Raw genomic sequence first — 14252 nt, 5'->3', positions numbered from 1 at the left:
CCCGCGGCACCGGCGGCGCCCGCCGCTCCGGCGGCTCCGGCCGCGCCTTCGGCTCCGGCTCCCGTCCCGGCCTCGTCGCCGGCCGACCGCTGTGTGCCGTCGTCCCACTCGAAGCCGTAGAAGCTGTAGAGCTCGCGTTCCTGCTGCTCGGTGAGGCGGCCCTTCGAGACGTCCATGTGAGGTGCGTCCCGCACCTTGGTGCGGTGGAAGGGCACCTCGATGTTGTCACCGACGACGCGTCCCTCCTGAATGGGTACGAACGTCTCCTGCGTGCCGAACAGTCCGGTGCGGACCGTGGCCCACTCCGGCTCGCCCGTGCGCTCGTCGAGGAAGACGTGGCGTGCCTCGCCGATCTTCTTGCCGTCAGGGTCGTAGATCATGTGGTCGACCACTGCGGGGATCTGCTCCTGGGAGATCATGAAGAGCCTCCTACTCCCAATGGCGTATCGCTCCACCTCCAGGCAAAACCCGTGAGTCGACGACTGCACGCCCGTACCAGAACATCCACGGGCAAATCAGTCCAAACGGGTGAACGGCACCGGCTCCGGCCAGGCCCGCCGATCATCGTCGGCTCCGCACCTCCGCCAAAACCGGGCACTGCGCTACGGGCCGCCGCCCGCCTGGTTACTGTCGAGTGGTGGACGACGAACCTTCCCGCGCACGCGAGGTGCCCCCGCACGCGGACGCCTCCCCGGCGGACGGCCGCGACGACGCGGGCACGGGCACGCCCACGGGCGGCGCCGGGGACGTGACCGGGAACGACGTGACGGGTTCCGACACCGTCGGGACCGGCGTGAGCGGGGCGGACGGGACGGGCACGACGGGCGGAACCGACGGCGGCGCCGATCCGCAGCCGTACGGCGGGCCGCCACCGCAGCCCGCGCCTCAGCCTCAACCGCAGTCCCAGCCAGAGCCGTACGTGCATCCGCTCCACCGGCAGCAGCCGCCGCAGCCGCAGCACCAGCCGCAGCACCAACCGGGGCCCCGACCGCAGCCGTATACGCACCCCGTGCCGGCCTGGGCCCAGCAGCCGCAGTTTCCCGCGATGCCGGCGTCGCCCGCCGAGTGGCGTTACCGGCCGCGTGCGACGCCGTCCTGGTGGCACCGGCACCGCCGGGCGCTGCGCGCGCTGGCGGTCATCACGCTGCTCACGCTCTGCGGCCTGATCATCCTCGGCCTCGTACAGCAGCAGACGGGCACGCTCGGGCTGCTCGTGGGGCTGGGTCTGGCCGTGCTGCCGGTGCCGCTGCTCGTGGCGGCGTTCCGCTGGATCGACGGCGTGGAGCCCGCGCCGTGGCGGAACCATCTCTTCGCCTTCGCCTGGGGCGCGTTCGCGGCGACGCTCGTGGCGCTTCTCACCAACAGCCTGGCCGCGGACTGGCTGGTGACGGCCGTCTCCGACGCGGGCGCCAACTCCCGTGCGGACGTACTGGGTTCGACCGTCATCGCGCCCGTCGTCGAGGAGAGCGCCAAGGGCGCGGCGATCCTGCTGCTCTTCCTTCTCCGGCGGCGGGACTTCCACGGCGTCATATCCGGCATCGCCGTCGCCGGCATCACCGCCACCGGGTTCGCCTTCACCGAGAACGTGCTCTACCTCGGCACGGCCTTCGGCGAGGACCAACTCCTCGGTCCTGACGCGCTGCACGAGTCGGTGACCGCCATGACGTTCTTCATCCGCATCGTCGTCGCGCCGTTCGCGCATCCGCTCTTCACGGCGCTGACCGGTATCGCCTTCGGCATCGTCGCCGCGCTGCCCCGTCTCAGCCGTACGCTGCGCATACTCGTCCCGGTGCTCGGGCTGCTGACGGCGTCGCTGCTGCACGCGATCTGGAACGGCTCCGCGTCGCTGCCGGACTTCACGTTCCTCTTCGTCTACGTCCTCTTCATGATCCCGGTCTTCGCCGCGCTGACATGGCTGGCGATCTGGTCGCGGCGGCTGGAGCTGCGTACGGTCCGCGACACGCTTCCCGCGTACGCGGCGGCCGGCTGGTTCGAGGAGCCCGAGCCGTGGGGGCTGGCGTCGATGCGGGCGCGGGCCATGGCGCGGTCGTATGTGCGGCGCACACACGGGCCGACCGGGGCCCGTACGGTCGCCGAATACCAGCACTTCGCGACGGCGCTCGCGCTGCTGCGGGCCCGCGCGCACCATGGGACGCCGCCGCCGGACTTCCACGCCCGCGAGCAGGAGTTGCTGCACCACCTGTGGCACCGGCACGGTGTCGCGGGCCCGCCGACGGCCAGTTCGGCCGTCGAGCTGAGGCGGCAGCGGCAGCAGGCGCGTCCGCCGGGGCCGGGCGGTCCGCACGGCTGGGGCGGTCCGCCGTATGCGTACGGGCCGTACCAGCATCCGGTGGGGCCGGGGCGCTGAGCATGCGGTGCGGCGGACGTACGGGGTGGACTCCGCGGCCCGTACTCCGCGGGCCGGACGGGAACGTCAACGGGCCGCCGGGCGGCGGCAGTTCGGCACACGGGCCCGCGACGCGGCCCGTGATCGGCGCTGCGGGCGCCCGCGGCGGCGCACGGCAGACACTTGCGGGCCCCTCGTATCGCTGCCAGCATGCCCCCGAACGGGGCTGGTGTGACGGCTGAGGGTCGACGGGTTGGGGGCAGCGGTGCAACTGACCGACGTGGCGGCCGCCGAGGAGCAGGTCCGCGCGGAAGTCGCCGCGGCGAAGCCGGAGTTCACCGCGTTCCTCGACGGCTTCCGGCACCGCGAGATCCTCGTACCGCTGGACGACCAGGGCGGCATCTGGTCCGCCGAACTCGCCGGAGTCCGCTGGATACTGGCCTTCTCGGACGAGAAGAAACTCGCGCGCCTCGCGAAGCGCGGCGGCGACGCCGGCATCGGCGTCCGGCAGCCGGGCACGCTCGTGGGGGAGAGCGGCAAGCAGCAGTGGGACTACCGCAAGGTGCTGGGCTGGCGGCTCCTCGACTCCGTCATACCGGCCGCGGGCCGTCCCTGCGGGGTCGCGCTGGACGCGGGCAGCGACGGCGGCACGGTGCTTCCCCCGGTGGAGGGCATCGTCCCCGCGAAGGCGACGGCCGAGGCGTACGCGGCCAACAACGGCCGTCCCAGCCGCCGTTGAGCCCGGGCCCGTCCCCCGTGCTCCGTCCCGCCGCTCATCGGGTGCTGCGCCCCGTACGCACCTCCACGAACCACTCCCTGCCCGTCAGCAGCCCGAACAGCGGCGCCGGCATCCGCACCAGCGCCCTCATCGCGGGGGCGATCCGTCCCGTGCCGTCGGCCACTTCGCTGCGGTGCGCGGCGAGCGCGGCCTGCTTGCGGCGGGCGTAGCGCCGTACGCGGACGACGTGGGTGATGTCCGTTCGGGAGCTGAAGACGCCGCGCAGCGCCTCGGGTTCGTACCGCGCAGGGATCCGCAGCAGCCGTACGAGCCGCAGCAGCCGGCCGAACGCCTCGCGCGGCACCGTGGCCTCCAACACCCTTGGTGTGCCCGCGAGTTCGGCCGCGCGCCGTGCGACGTGGTGCACCCTCACATGGTCCCGGTGCCCGTACCCGCCGTTGGCGTCATAACCGAGCAGCAGCTCCGCGCCCTCCTCGCGCAGCACGCCGGCCAGCCTCCGGGCGGCCTCCTCGGCGTCGGCCCGTACGAAACGCACCCGGTCCGGCGGATCGGGATACAGCTCCCTGCCGTGGCCGCTGTCGGCATACCCGAGGTGCACGACCCGCGCGACGCCGAGCAGCGCGGCGCTCTGCCTCAACTCCCGCAGCCGCGGGGCTTCCTGGCCCGCGGGCACCTCCCCCATGCATCCGTCGGTGGCGACGACGACCACGACCCGGTGCCCCTCGGCGGCGGCACGGGCGAGCGTGCCGCCGGTGAGCAGCACTTCGTCGTCGGGGTGGGCGTGCAGGGCGACGAGGGTCGGCATGGGCGCTCCCGGCTGAGGGCTGTCCGCGTCGGCCGGCGGGCGCGGCCGCGCCGAATCCTTCCGCGCATCCTCGCTCCCGCCGCCGTTGCTCGCATACTGCTCGATACGGAGAGGCCGACCTGTCCCGCCGGACGAGGCGGGCGGCGGCCGGAAGCGAACAGGCGAAAGGACGGGCCGGAGCGTGGACGAGGGGCTGTTGGCGTTGTTGGGGGAACACAGGCTCGGGGTGCTGGTGACTCTGAAGCGGGACGGGCGGCCGCAGTTGTCGAACGTCAACTACACATACGACTCCGCGCGGCGGCTGATCCGGGTCTCGGTCACCGCCGACCGGGCCAAGACCCGTAATCTGCTGCGCGATCCGCGGGCGAGCTTCCATGTGCGCAGCGACGACGGGTGGGCGTGGACGGTGGCCGAGGGCGACGCGGAGCTGACGCCCGTCGCCGCCGATCCGCAGGACGAGACCGTCGAGGAGCTCGTCGACGTCTACCGCGCAATCCAGGGCGAGCACCCCGACTGGGACGAGTACCGCGCCGCGATGGTCGCCGACCGGCGGCTGGTCGTACGGCTGCCCGTGACGCACGCGTACGGGCAGCCGCGGCGCTGAACGCAAGCGCCCGTACCCGTCCCCGTCCCGTCGCCGTCCGACGACCGATGTCCGTGAAGTGGGCGTGAAGCGGCCGTGAAGTGGGCGCGGCACGCCGGGAGTTCAGGGCCTCCGGCGCGGCCCGCCGGCCAGCGGGACGCCCGTGCGGCGGGACTGTTCCACGGACGCGGGGGAGTCCTCGCTGCGTGCCGCCTCCGTCGGGATCTGCGGGTCGGCCGGGTCCGCCGGGCGGTCCGGCGGCGGGGTGTAGCCGTCGAGGCGGGCGCTGCCCCAGACGTACGGATCGGCCTGCGCGCTGCCGAACGGCGACCACGCGAGCCGCGTCTGCCCGGTCTTGTCCTGGGTGTCGGAGTCGTAGACGAGGATGTTCGCCCTGAAGCGCTCCGGGTCCGCGGCGGTCGGCAGTTCGCCGAGGGGGATCTTCGTCTCGACGGTGTAGCCGCGGTACGGGTCGCCGAGCCGGGAGGCGACGCGCATACCGGGTGCGGTCTTCGCGGCGGGGCCCTGGCGGTTGTCGGCGTCCCGCTCCGCGGCCGGGCCGCCGTCGCCGTCGGTGAAGGGGAAGATGCCGGTCTTGAAGGTGACCGAGGTGTCGTCGCCGTCGCCGCGGGGGTCGAGGGCGATCTCGACGGAGTCGGTGCGCCAGTGCCGCTTGGCGTCGTCCTTGTCCAGGGGTGTGCCCTGCCGGTCGTCGGTGACGGTGACCAGCACGTACAGGTCGTCGCCGTGCCGGGACATCTTCGCGGTCGCCGAGCAGTCGGAGGCGTCCGCCTCGTCGCCCTCCCAGTGCCGCAACCGCAGCTCAGGGCCGGGGTATTCGCCCTCGCCCTCGACGCCGTTCAGCACGGGCGCCGTGGCGACCTCGGGAACGGTGGTGGAGGGCGCCGCCGGATAGTCGGGCTGCGCCGCGTTGGCCAGCCAGGGCAGTCCCACGCGCCGCGTCCACGCGCGGAACTCGGCGTACACGGGCAGCAGTTCGCCCTGTTCGCGCACGGGAGCCCGGACGGCCTCGCCCTTCTCCGCCAGCACGCTGAACCAGTCCGAGTCCAGCTTCTCGGGATCGGTGGGGACCTTGGGCGCCTGCGCGGCCCAGCCCTGACTGCGATACATGCGGGCCGCGTTCCGCTCCACCTGGGCCCAGGACACCCCGTGCCGACGCGAGGTGTGCCCCGACCAGACGCCGATGACGGGCAGTCCGGTGTCCGGGTCGGTGCGGTGCTTGCCGGGCGCGTCCGGGCCGAGGAGGTCCGCGAAGCTCTGGTTCTGGGACAGCAGCCGCCGTGTGCGCCAGGGCCGCAGCCCCTCGCACGTCAACTGGTCGGGGAAGGCGGTCACTTGACCGGCCTGGAAGAACGCCTCGATCGCCAGCCGCGCCGACATCTGGTGCCCGCCGTGCTGATTGAAGGGACGCGGGTCCATCGTCACGACGGTGTGCGGTCTGGCCATGCGCACGATGCGGACGATGCGTTCCAGGACGTCCCGCTCGTGCCAGATCCGCTCGGTGAGCGGGGCGGACAGCGTGTACCAGAAGTCCGGCTTGTCGAGGTAGAAGATGTTCTCGATGCCCGCGAGCGCGGTCGCGGAGCGCTCCTCGTCCTCGCGCAGCAGACCGAGCGGGGCGCCCTCCTCCGGGCCGACGGCGTTGCCGCCGCCCTCGCCGCGGGTGATGGTGATGACGCCGGTGCGCAGCCCCAGACGCTCCCGCCACAGCCCGAAGGTGGAGAGGTTCCCCGCCTCGTCGTCGGGGTGTGCGCTCACGAACAGCACGTCGTGGTGGGCGGGATCACGGTGGTGTGTACCCGTACCCGTACCCGTACGCCGTTCGTCGGCGCTCGCCGTGGGCATCCCGGCCGTCCAGGCCGCCGCGCCCACCAGGCCGGAGGCCATGGCCGCCGTCACCCGGCGCCGTGAAGGTCCCGCCGTCCCGCTTGCGCTCCCGTTCGAACCGACCACGACGTCGACCGCCTCTCCCCCGGTAACCCCGGCACGCGAATTCTGCCGACGGCAACTCTTCGGCAACTTCCGTCCCGGGGCAACCACCGTGCAGGCCACATCCGTCAACGGGGCTGTGGGGTGTCGTGTCGGGGTGCGGCGCTCCCTGAGCGTACGAGCGACGTACGAGCCGTACGGGCGGCTACCGCGAGGCCTCCGTGAGCAGTTGGGCCTCCTCCGGGGTCAACTCGACGTCGCCCAGGGCCAGTAGCGGTGTGAGCTGCTCCAGGGAGCGGGCGCTCGCGATGGGGGCGGTGACCGTGGAGCGGGTCAGCAGCCAGGCGAGGGCGATCGTCGCCGGGGCGACGCCGTGGGCCTCGGAGACGCGGTCGAGCGCGGAGAGTACGCGCGGGCCGCGCTCGGTCTCCAGATATTTCGACGCCCGTTCGGCGCGCGGGCTCTGCGAGGTGCTGCCCGGCCGGTACTTGCCGGTGAGGAAGCCCATCGCCAGCGCGAAGTACGGCATGACGGCGAGCCCGTGGCGTTCGGCGACCTCGGCGAGCGGGCCCTCGTAGGTGTCCCGCGACATGAGGTTGTAGTGCGGCTGGAGCGCGACGTAACGGGCCGGTCCGCCCGGGCCGTTGCCGCCTGAGCGGTCGCCGGAGCCGGAGCCGTTGCCGTCGGCGCCGACGGTGAGGGACGCCTCCAGCCGCTCCGGGGAGATGTTGGACGCGCCGACCTCGCGGACCTTGCCCGCGCGGACGAGGTCGTCCAGCGCCGAGACGATCTCGGCGACCTCGACGCTCTCGTCGTCGAAGTGCGTGTAGTAGAGGTCGATGTGGTCGGTGCGCAGCCGGCGCAGCGAATCGTCCGCCGCCGCCTTGATGTTGGCGGCGGAGAGGCCCTTGCGTTCGGGGAGTGCGCCGACCTTGGTGGCGATGACGACGTCGTCGCGGTTGCCGCGGGCGGCCATCCAGTCGCCGATGACGGTCTCGGAGTCCATGCCGCCCTCGACGCCGTGCCGCCGGCCCGAGTAGACGTCCGCGGTGTCGATGAAGTTGCCGCCGGCGGCGGTGTAGGCGTCGAGGACGTCGTACGAGGCGGATTCGCCGGCCGTCCAGCCGAAGACGTTGCCGCCGAGGCAGAGCGGGGAGACGGAGAGGTCGCCGATGAGGCGGCGTGCGGCGAGACCGGAGGTCCGGGTGGCCGCCGCGTCGGGAGAGTTGTGGTCAGACATGGGCCCGACCGTACGGCAGGCTCCCCGCGAACGCCGCGCGATTCGGCGGGCGGGGGAACCGGCGGCCCTGGTGTCGGGGGGTGGTCCACCAGGGCCGCCGGAGCTGGGAGTGCGCCGTGTCCACCGGCGCGTGCTCGGCGGGGAGCCTGCCGTACGGTCGGGCGCTCGCGGGCCGTAAGGCCCCCGTCCGCCGCCGCCTCGTCCCCTCCTCCGGTCACGCCGAGGGGCATGGGCGAGTCGTGTGCGGTCCAGCGCACCTCGACGGTGCGAGGCGGCGGCGGCGCGATGGGTCGTCGGTCATCGCGTCGGCTGTCGTGCGGAGGGGAGTCGGAGTCGTACGGCAGTTGTGCGGAGGGGAGTTGTGCGGGGCGGCGTGGGCGCCGGGCCGGTGCGGGTCACGGGTATGTGCGCGGGTGGCGGATGTGCGCGGACGCAGGTACGGAGAGGGACGTCGACGGGCAACCGGCCGCCGCACACGGTGTGTTGACGGCTCCGGAACCGTTCCGGCACCACGGCCGCCCGGGCGGCGGGGAGCCGGAGCAAGGGTGCGGCGTCGGACGGTGGTCGTGCCCGTACGGACGCTTCTTCCGCTGCCGGCGGAACCCCGCCGGCGCCGCCGCACCCCGGCTGACGTCAGGGAGTTCAGGGAGTGAGGCCCTTGCCCCGCAGCCAGGCCGCCGGGTCGATCGGCGAGCCGCCGCCGGGACGGACCTCCAGGTGCAGATGGGCGCCGGTGACGTTGCCGGTGGAGCCGACGCGTCCGATGACCTCGCCCGTACGCACCTTCTGGCCCGACGAGACGTCCATGGACGACTGGTGGCAGAACCACAGCTCCGTACCGTCGTCCATCTTCACGATGGTGCGGTAGCCGTACGAGCCGGCCCAGCCCGCCGAGGTGACCGTGCCGGAGTGGACGGCGCGGATGGGCGTGCCGGAGGAGGCCGCGAAGTCCAGGCCCGTGTGGCCGTTGGACCACAGGCTGCCCGACTCGCCGAAGCCGGAGGTGAGTTGGTAGCCGGAGACCGGAAGCTTGAAGCTCTTGGCGAGCTTGGCGAGACGGGCGTCCTCGGCCTTCTTGCGCTGGGCGGCCTCCGCCTTGTCCTGCGCCTTGGCGGCCTTGGCCCGCGCCGCCTCGGCGGCCTTGTCGGCGGCCTTCGCCCGCGCGGAGTCCTCGGCGGCGGACTGCTGCGTCTGCGCCTGCTGGAGGATGCGGGAGCGCAGGGCCTCGCCCGCGTCGGTGCGGCCCGCGTCGGTGTCGCCCTTCGTCAGCGCGCCCTGGGTGAGCGGCTGGCCCGCGACGACCTCGTCGGAGCCGCCGGAGAGCAGCTTGACGCCGGGCAGGTCCTTGGCCTTGTCGGCCGCGGCGGCCACGTCCGGCATGGAGATGGAAGTGGCGGGCTTCTCCTGCGCGGTGGCGATGCCGCCCGCGCCGACCGCCGCGATCATGCCGACGCCGAGGACCGCGCTGCTGCGGGCCATGCTGCCGCCGCGCTGCTTCGCCAGCTTGTGCCGTCCGCGCACCGAGCGCACGGACTCCTCGGTCGGGTTCCACTCCTCCTCGAACGCGCCCGGTACGGGCGGCACTTGGCCGGCACCGAAGTCGTAGACGCCGAACTCGGGCTGCTGGAACTCCTGCGTGGCGTAGGGCTCGGCGGCGTAGGAGTCCGCAGAGTAAGAATTCGTGGTGTAGGAGTCCGCGGCGTAAGAGTCCCCGGTGTAGGGCTCGTTCGCGTAGGGGGCCGCGTAGGAGGCCTCGGTCGCGTAGTACTCGCCGCTCCCGTGGCCGTAGGCGCCGCCGTACGGGCCGCTGCCGTCCGTACCGTCGCCGTACGTGCCGTCGCCGTACGTCGGGTAGGCCTCGGTCAGCTTCGAGGCGTACGCGTCGTACCGGCCGTACGGATCGAACGGGTCGTATTCGGCGGCCTGTTCGTACGAGCCGAAGCCGCCGGAGGTCTGATGGTGCGGATGGTGCGCGCCGTCGTCGCCGTAGGAGCCGTACGCGCCGTATCTGCCGGACTCTTCGTCCTCGCGGTACGGGTCGTACGTGCCCTCGGGGGCATGCCTGTTGGACGCCACGGGGGCGTTCTCCTTTCCTTCCTTCTCGCCTACCGGGTTAGCTGACGGGTTCGGAGCAGGAAGGTCTCCTACGAACTGCCCGCCCACGGGCGGAACTTGCCGATTCACCCCATCCCCACCGGACTGGCAGGGGGTTGGTTCCCCGGTTCCCTTGGTGCAGCGATATCGAGTTGTGGCTCGGGGTGGTGCACGTTCAGGATTCGGCGACGGCGCACGGAGCCGTCTCTCGTGACGGCAGTGACGACCGCGCTGCGTTATGGAACGTTAATCGAGCCGCATCTGTGATTCCAAGCGGTTCCGGTGAGATTTGTAGCCACGTGAGCTGCATCTTCCAGGACAGGAAGGGCCAATCGGGACAGGCGGTCACTCTGCACCGCTCGTGGGGTCGCTGTGCGTCACGGGTGAACCGCCTGTGAAGGAGCGTCAGTTGAGGCGTCAGTTGGCGGCGGCGCGGCGCTCCACCGCCACCAGCGCCAGGTCGTCCTTGAGGTCGCCGCCCACATGTTGGCCGACCTCGGTGAGGACGGTGTCGAGCAGCGCCTCCGGACCGGAGAAGTCCCGTCCGGCCAGCGCGCCCCGGGGGTCGAAGAAGGTCCCCGATCGGTCGCGGGCCTCGGAGAGTCCGTCCGTATAGAGGAGGACGCGCATGCCCGCGCGGAAGGGGATCTCGTCCCCGCTGTCCGGACGGGCGCCCGGGTCCGAGAGGTCGGCGAGGCCGAGCGGCAGCGTGGGCTCGGCGGGGTGGACGAACTCGGCGCCGCCGGCGGCCAGCAGCAGCGGCGGCGGATGGCCGCGGTTGACGAGGCGCAGCACCTCGGAGTCGCCCACGGGGATCTCGGCGAGCAGGGCGGTGGCGAAGTCCTCGTGGGCGTAAGGGTCCTGGCGTCCCTGCGTCTCGCGGCGCATCGCACGGTCCAGGCGGCAGGCGACGGCTTCGAGGGTCGCCTCCTGCTCCGCCGCCTCGCGGAAGGTGCCGACGACGACGGCGACGGTCCGTACGGCCTCGATGCCCTTGCCCCGTACGTCCCCGACGATCATGCGGATCCCCTGCGGCACCTTGTGCACCGCGTACAGGTCGCCGCCGATGTGGGCGTCGCTCTGCGCCGCCTCGTAGCGCACGGCGATCCGCAGACCGCCGATGCGGGTGGGCGGGATCGGGAGCACCGCGAGCTGAGCGGTCTCGGCGATGGTGCGCGCGGAGGTGAGGGCGGCGTTCATGCGCAGCAGCAGCCGGTTGATGCCGACGGCGAGCACGCCGACGCAGGCGACGGTGGCGATGCGCGTGAAGTCGTCCTCCCTGTCCGTCGTGTGGTTCAGCAGCAGCAGGGCGGTCAGCGCGCCCGCCGAGGCCAGACCCGTCAGGGCGGTCTCCAGCGTCGAGACGAACGGGGCCGCGACGAGGGCGGCGATGGTGAAGAACGGGGAGCCGGGCAGCCCCTGTTCGGTGGTGAAGGCGAGCACGACGCCGCCCACGATCAGCAGCGTGATCAGCACGCGGGCGGCGTTGCGCACCGCCGCGGAGAGGGCAAGGTCGCCGTCGACGACGGGGGGTTCGGCCCAGGGCGAGGGGGGTCCGGTCTGCTGGAGGCGCCGCCGGGCCCGCTGCCACCGGCCGGGTCCCGTCCCGCGGTTCCTCCCGCCGCGCTCACCGCCACCGCCGCTGCCGCCGCTGCCGCTCAGGCTTTCCGTCACCATTCCACGGTGAACGGTGCCCTCGCGGGCGGCCACTCGGCGGTCCGGCGGCCGGGCGGACGCGTGACCCGCGGTACGGCGCTGGACCCCGCGGTGCCAGCGGGCGGCGGCAGCGATGGCGGCGGTGACGGTGGCATGCCGGGCCGGACCGCGTGCCGTTTGCTCCGCTTTCTGACGGGAACCGGGCTGTATGTCCTATTCACAGAAGCTGCTTGCCTGCGCCAGCGCACTGCGTACCGTGCTGCCCGACCCCGAGCGGCAGGGACGCGTGCTCACCGCCGTCGAGAAGACCGAGCACGACACACGGCTCGATCCCCCGCTCCAGGGCATCCAGCGCGCCGTGCACGCGCTCCCCCTCAGCGAGGAGGACCGCGACATCCTGCACGGCCACTGGCTCGGCCACCCGGTGCACCCGCTGCTCGTCCAGATCCCGATCGGTACCTGGCTCTCCGCGGCCGTGCTCGATCTGATCCCGGGCAAGCGGCGCCACTACGCGCCCGCGATGCTGATCGCCACCGGCCTCGGCGCCGCCGCGCCCGCCGCCCTGACCGGCTGGATCGACTGGGCCGAGCTGCGCAAACCGCAGATGCGCGTCGGCCTCGTACACGCCCTCGTCAACTCCACCGCGATCCTGCTGTACGCCTCGTCGCTGGGGGCGCGGCTGCGCGGACGCCATCTGCGCGGGCGGGCGCTGGGGTACGCGGGCCTCGCCGTGGTCGGCGTCGGCGGCGCCCTCGGCGGACACCTCGCCTACCGGCAGGCCGCGGCCGTCAACCACGCCGAGGACATCTCCGTCCGTACGGAGCCGGGCTGGCACAACCTGGGGTCGCCCGCGGACCTGCCCGTCGGGAAGGCGGTGCGGCGGACGGTCGGCGGGACGCCCGTCGTCGTCGTACGCGAGGGCGACGGCATCGTGCACGTACTGGCCGACCGGTGCAGCCACATGGCCGGGCCGCTCTCACAGGGCGAGGTGCGCGACGGGTGCGTGCAGTGCCCCTGGCACGGCAGCGTCTTCCGGCTCTCGGACGGCTGGAACGTGGCCGGGCCCGCGACGTCCCCGCAGCCGGTGTTCGAGATCCGGCAGATCGAGGGGCAACTGGAGGCGCGGCTCGCCTGACGTTCGCCGTCTGCCGGTCCCGCGCCTGTCACAGCATCCGCCGCCTGCACCGAACGCCGAGCCGTATCGGCGCTCTTGCCCGAAACTGGGGCGGGAGTGAGAAGAGGCCGGAGCAGCGGCGGTGACCGGCCCGCCCCGTGGAAGGGAACGACGCGCGTGAACACGGGAGGCAGCGGCAGAGTTCCGGAGGACGGGCGGCGGCGTACGGAACGCCGGGACGGAAAGCGCCGTTCCGGCGGGCGCGGGGCGCTCGGCGCCATCGGCGGCATGGGCGTTCTCGGCGGCGCGGGCGATCTGCGCGGCCTGGGCAGCCGCCTCGGCCGTACGGTACGCGGCGGCCTGTACGGCACGGGCCCCGGAGCGATGCGGGCCCCCGAGGGACGCGGGCCCGACGTGCTCAGCGCCGGCATGTACCGCAGGCGGCGCACCAGATGGCTGCCGCTGTGGGTGCGGGGGCTGCCGCCGGCGCTCGTCGTGCTGGCGCTCGTACTGGAACTGGTCACCCCCACCCGCTACTCCTTCGCCTCCTTCCTCACCGCGGCCGTCGTGCTGGCGGCGCTGCTGACGCGGCCCCTCGTGACGGTCGTGACCGGACTGCTGTCGGTCGTGCTGCTCACGGCGATGCATCTCGGTCTGGAGGACATCTATCCGGACAACATCACCGGACCGGTGATCACCCTCGTCCTGGTCACGGGCTTCTCGACGCTGCTGGCGATGATCCTGGAACGGACGACGCTGCAACTCGTCCAGGTGCAGGCGGTCGCCGAGGCCACCCAGCGGGCGCTGCTGCGGCCGCTGCCGGAACGGGCGGGACCGCTGCGTCTCGCCGGGGTCTACCGCGCCGCCGACGAGGCCGCGCTCATCGGCGGCGATCTCTACAGCGTCCGGCCCACGCCGTTCGGCGTGCGGGTCGTGATCGGCGACGTACGCGGCAAGGGCATCGGCGCGACGGAAGGGGTCGCGACGATCACCTCCGCGTTCCGTGAGGCGGCGATGGTGTGCGGGACGCTCTCGGAGGTCGCGGCCCGCATCGAGGCGGCGATGGCCCTCGACCGGGAGGACATGGAGGCCGGCGGCTCCCAGGCGACGCCCGCGATGGTGCTGCCGAAGGGCTGGTCGCAGGAGCTGTTCGCGACGGCCGTGCTGCTGGAGTTCCCGCTGGAGGGCGGCCTCGTACGGGTACTGAACCGGGGCCATCCGCCGCTGTTCCGGATCGGCGGGCCCGACGGCGTCAGCCCGCTGCGGCCCGAGCCCGCGCTGCCGCTCGGCTTCGGCGACCTCGCGCAGGGGCAGCCGGTCGAGCAGTGCTACGAGCTGGCGCCCGGCGAGACGCTGATCGCCTACTCCGACGGCGTCACCGAGGCGCGCGGCCGTGACGGCACCTTCTATCCGCTGGGGCAGCGGCTCGCGGAGCGCTACGGGGACCCGCGGGACGGCGGTACGCCGGGCTCCGGGGCGGTGGACGCCGGACGCGGGGACGCCGGAGCGAAGNGGGGGCCGGAGCGACGGGCGCCGGAGCGACGGGCGCCGGAGCGAAGGGCGCCGCACGGGCGGACATCGAACCGGCGGAGGTCGTCGCGTTCATCAGCGACGACGTCACGCGCTGGGCGCCGACGATCAACGACGACCTGGTGATCGTCGTCCTCCAGCACGAGGGAGCGGCACCGGAACACGCGGCCTCGGCCGCCTTCCCGTCCCGGTAG

General features: G+C 73.1%; 11 protein-coding genes and 1 riboswitch. Of the genes, 5 read left to right on the top strand and 6 right to left on the bottom strand.

Annotation, left to right across the window (positions count from 1 at the left end; all coding sequences use genetic code 11):
* On the bottom strand, positions 1-419 hold a 419-nt coding region (locus tag AN218_RS35925), incomplete at its 3' end, for a PRC-barrel domain-containing protein (protein ID WP_141747409.1).
* Positions 420-637: 218 nt separating this feature from the next.
* Here AN218_RS35925 and AN218_RS02465 point away from each other — a divergent pair.
* Together AN218_RS02465 and AN218_RS02460 are read left to right on the top strand one after the other, a co-directional pair.
* On the top strand, positions 638-2368 hold the full coding sequence (locus tag AN218_RS02465) for a PrsW family intramembrane metalloprotease (RefSeq protein ID WP_420855929.1): 1731 nt from the start codon (positions 638-640) through the stop codon (positions 2366-2368).
* A gap of 232 nt (positions 2369-2600) precedes the next feature.
* Positions 2601-3086: a hypothetical protein gene (locus AN218_RS02460; protein ID WP_244900214.1), complete on the top strand. Its 486-nt coding sequence runs from the start codon at positions 2601-2603 to the stop codon at positions 3084-3086.
* A gap of 34 nt (positions 3087-3120) precedes the next feature.
* Here AN218_RS02460 and AN218_RS02455 read toward each other — a convergent pair whose 3' ends face one another.
* The gene (locus AN218_RS02455) at positions 3121-3891 is read right to left on the bottom strand and encodes a PIG-L deacetylase family protein (RefSeq protein ID WP_070014858.1); all 771 of its coding nucleotides are present in this window, start codon (positions 3889-3891) and stop codon (positions 3121-3123) included.
* Between the two features lie 181 nt (positions 3892-4072).
* On the opposite strand from AN218_RS02455, the gene AN218_RS02450 reads away from it, so the two are divergent.
* Positions 4073-4495 (top strand): PPOX class F420-dependent oxidoreductase, encoded by a 423-nt coding sequence (locus tag AN218_RS02450; protein ID WP_070014856.1) that lies wholly within the window; start codon positions 4073-4075, stop codon positions 4493-4495.
* Between the two features lie 102 nt (positions 4496-4597).
* Here AN218_RS02450 and AN218_RS02445 read toward each other — a convergent pair whose 3' ends face one another.
* From AN218_RS02445 to AN218_RS02430, 4 genes are all read right to left on the bottom strand, one after another.
* The gene (locus tag AN218_RS02445) at positions 4598-6382 is read right to left on the bottom strand and encodes a sugar-binding protein (RefSeq protein WP_079131746.1); all 1785 of its coding nucleotides are present in this window, start codon (positions 6380-6382) and stop codon (positions 4598-4600) included.
* Positions 6383-6629: 247 nt separating this feature from the next.
* Positions 6630-7664: an aldo/keto reductase gene (locus tag AN218_RS02440; RefSeq protein ID WP_070014853.1), complete on the bottom strand. Its 1035-nt coding sequence runs from the start codon at positions 7662-7664 to the stop codon at positions 6630-6632.
* 642 nt (positions 7665-8306) lie between these two features.
* Positions 8307-9248 carry a M23 family metallopeptidase gene (locus tag AN218_RS02435; protein ID WP_070014862.1) on the bottom strand — a complete coding sequence of 314 codons (942 nt, stop codon included), beginning with the start codon at positions 9246-9248 and terminating at the stop codon, positions 8307-8309.
* A gap of 503 nt (positions 9249-9751) precedes the next feature.
* Positions 9752-9912: riboswitch (cyclic di-AMP (ydaO/yuaA leader) on the bottom strand.
* A gap of 263 nt (positions 9913-10175) precedes the next feature.
* On the bottom strand, positions 10176-11432 hold the full coding sequence (locus AN218_RS02430; RefSeq protein WP_171908573.1) for a PP2C family protein-serine/threonine phosphatase: 1257 nt from the start codon (positions 11430-11432) through the stop codon (positions 10176-10178).
* A 190-nt stretch (positions 11433-11622) separates the two neighbouring features.
* Between AN218_RS02430 and AN218_RS02425 the strand changes: the two genes are divergently transcribed.
* Entirely contained in the window at positions 11623-12549 is a 927-nt protein-coding gene (locus AN218_RS02425; RefSeq protein WP_070014844.1) for a Rieske (2Fe-2S) protein, read from the top strand.
* Between the two features lie 267 nt (positions 12550-12816).
* Positions 12817-14184 carry a PP2C family protein-serine/threonine phosphatase gene (locus AN218_RS02420; RefSeq protein ID WP_476755949.1) on the top strand — a complete coding sequence of 456 codons (1368 nt, stop codon included), beginning with the start codon at positions 12817-12819 and terminating at the stop codon, positions 14182-14184.
* Positions 14185-14252: the final 68 nt, after the last annotated feature.

Source organism: Streptomyces nanshensis (assembly GCF_001751255.1).
Lineage (GTDB): Bacteria > Actinomycetota > Actinomycetes > Streptomycetales > Streptomycetaceae > Streptomyces > Streptomyces nanshensis_A.
The sequence above is the reverse complement of the archived record's forward strand: the minus strand, read 5'-3'. Positions and strand labels throughout refer to the sequence as shown.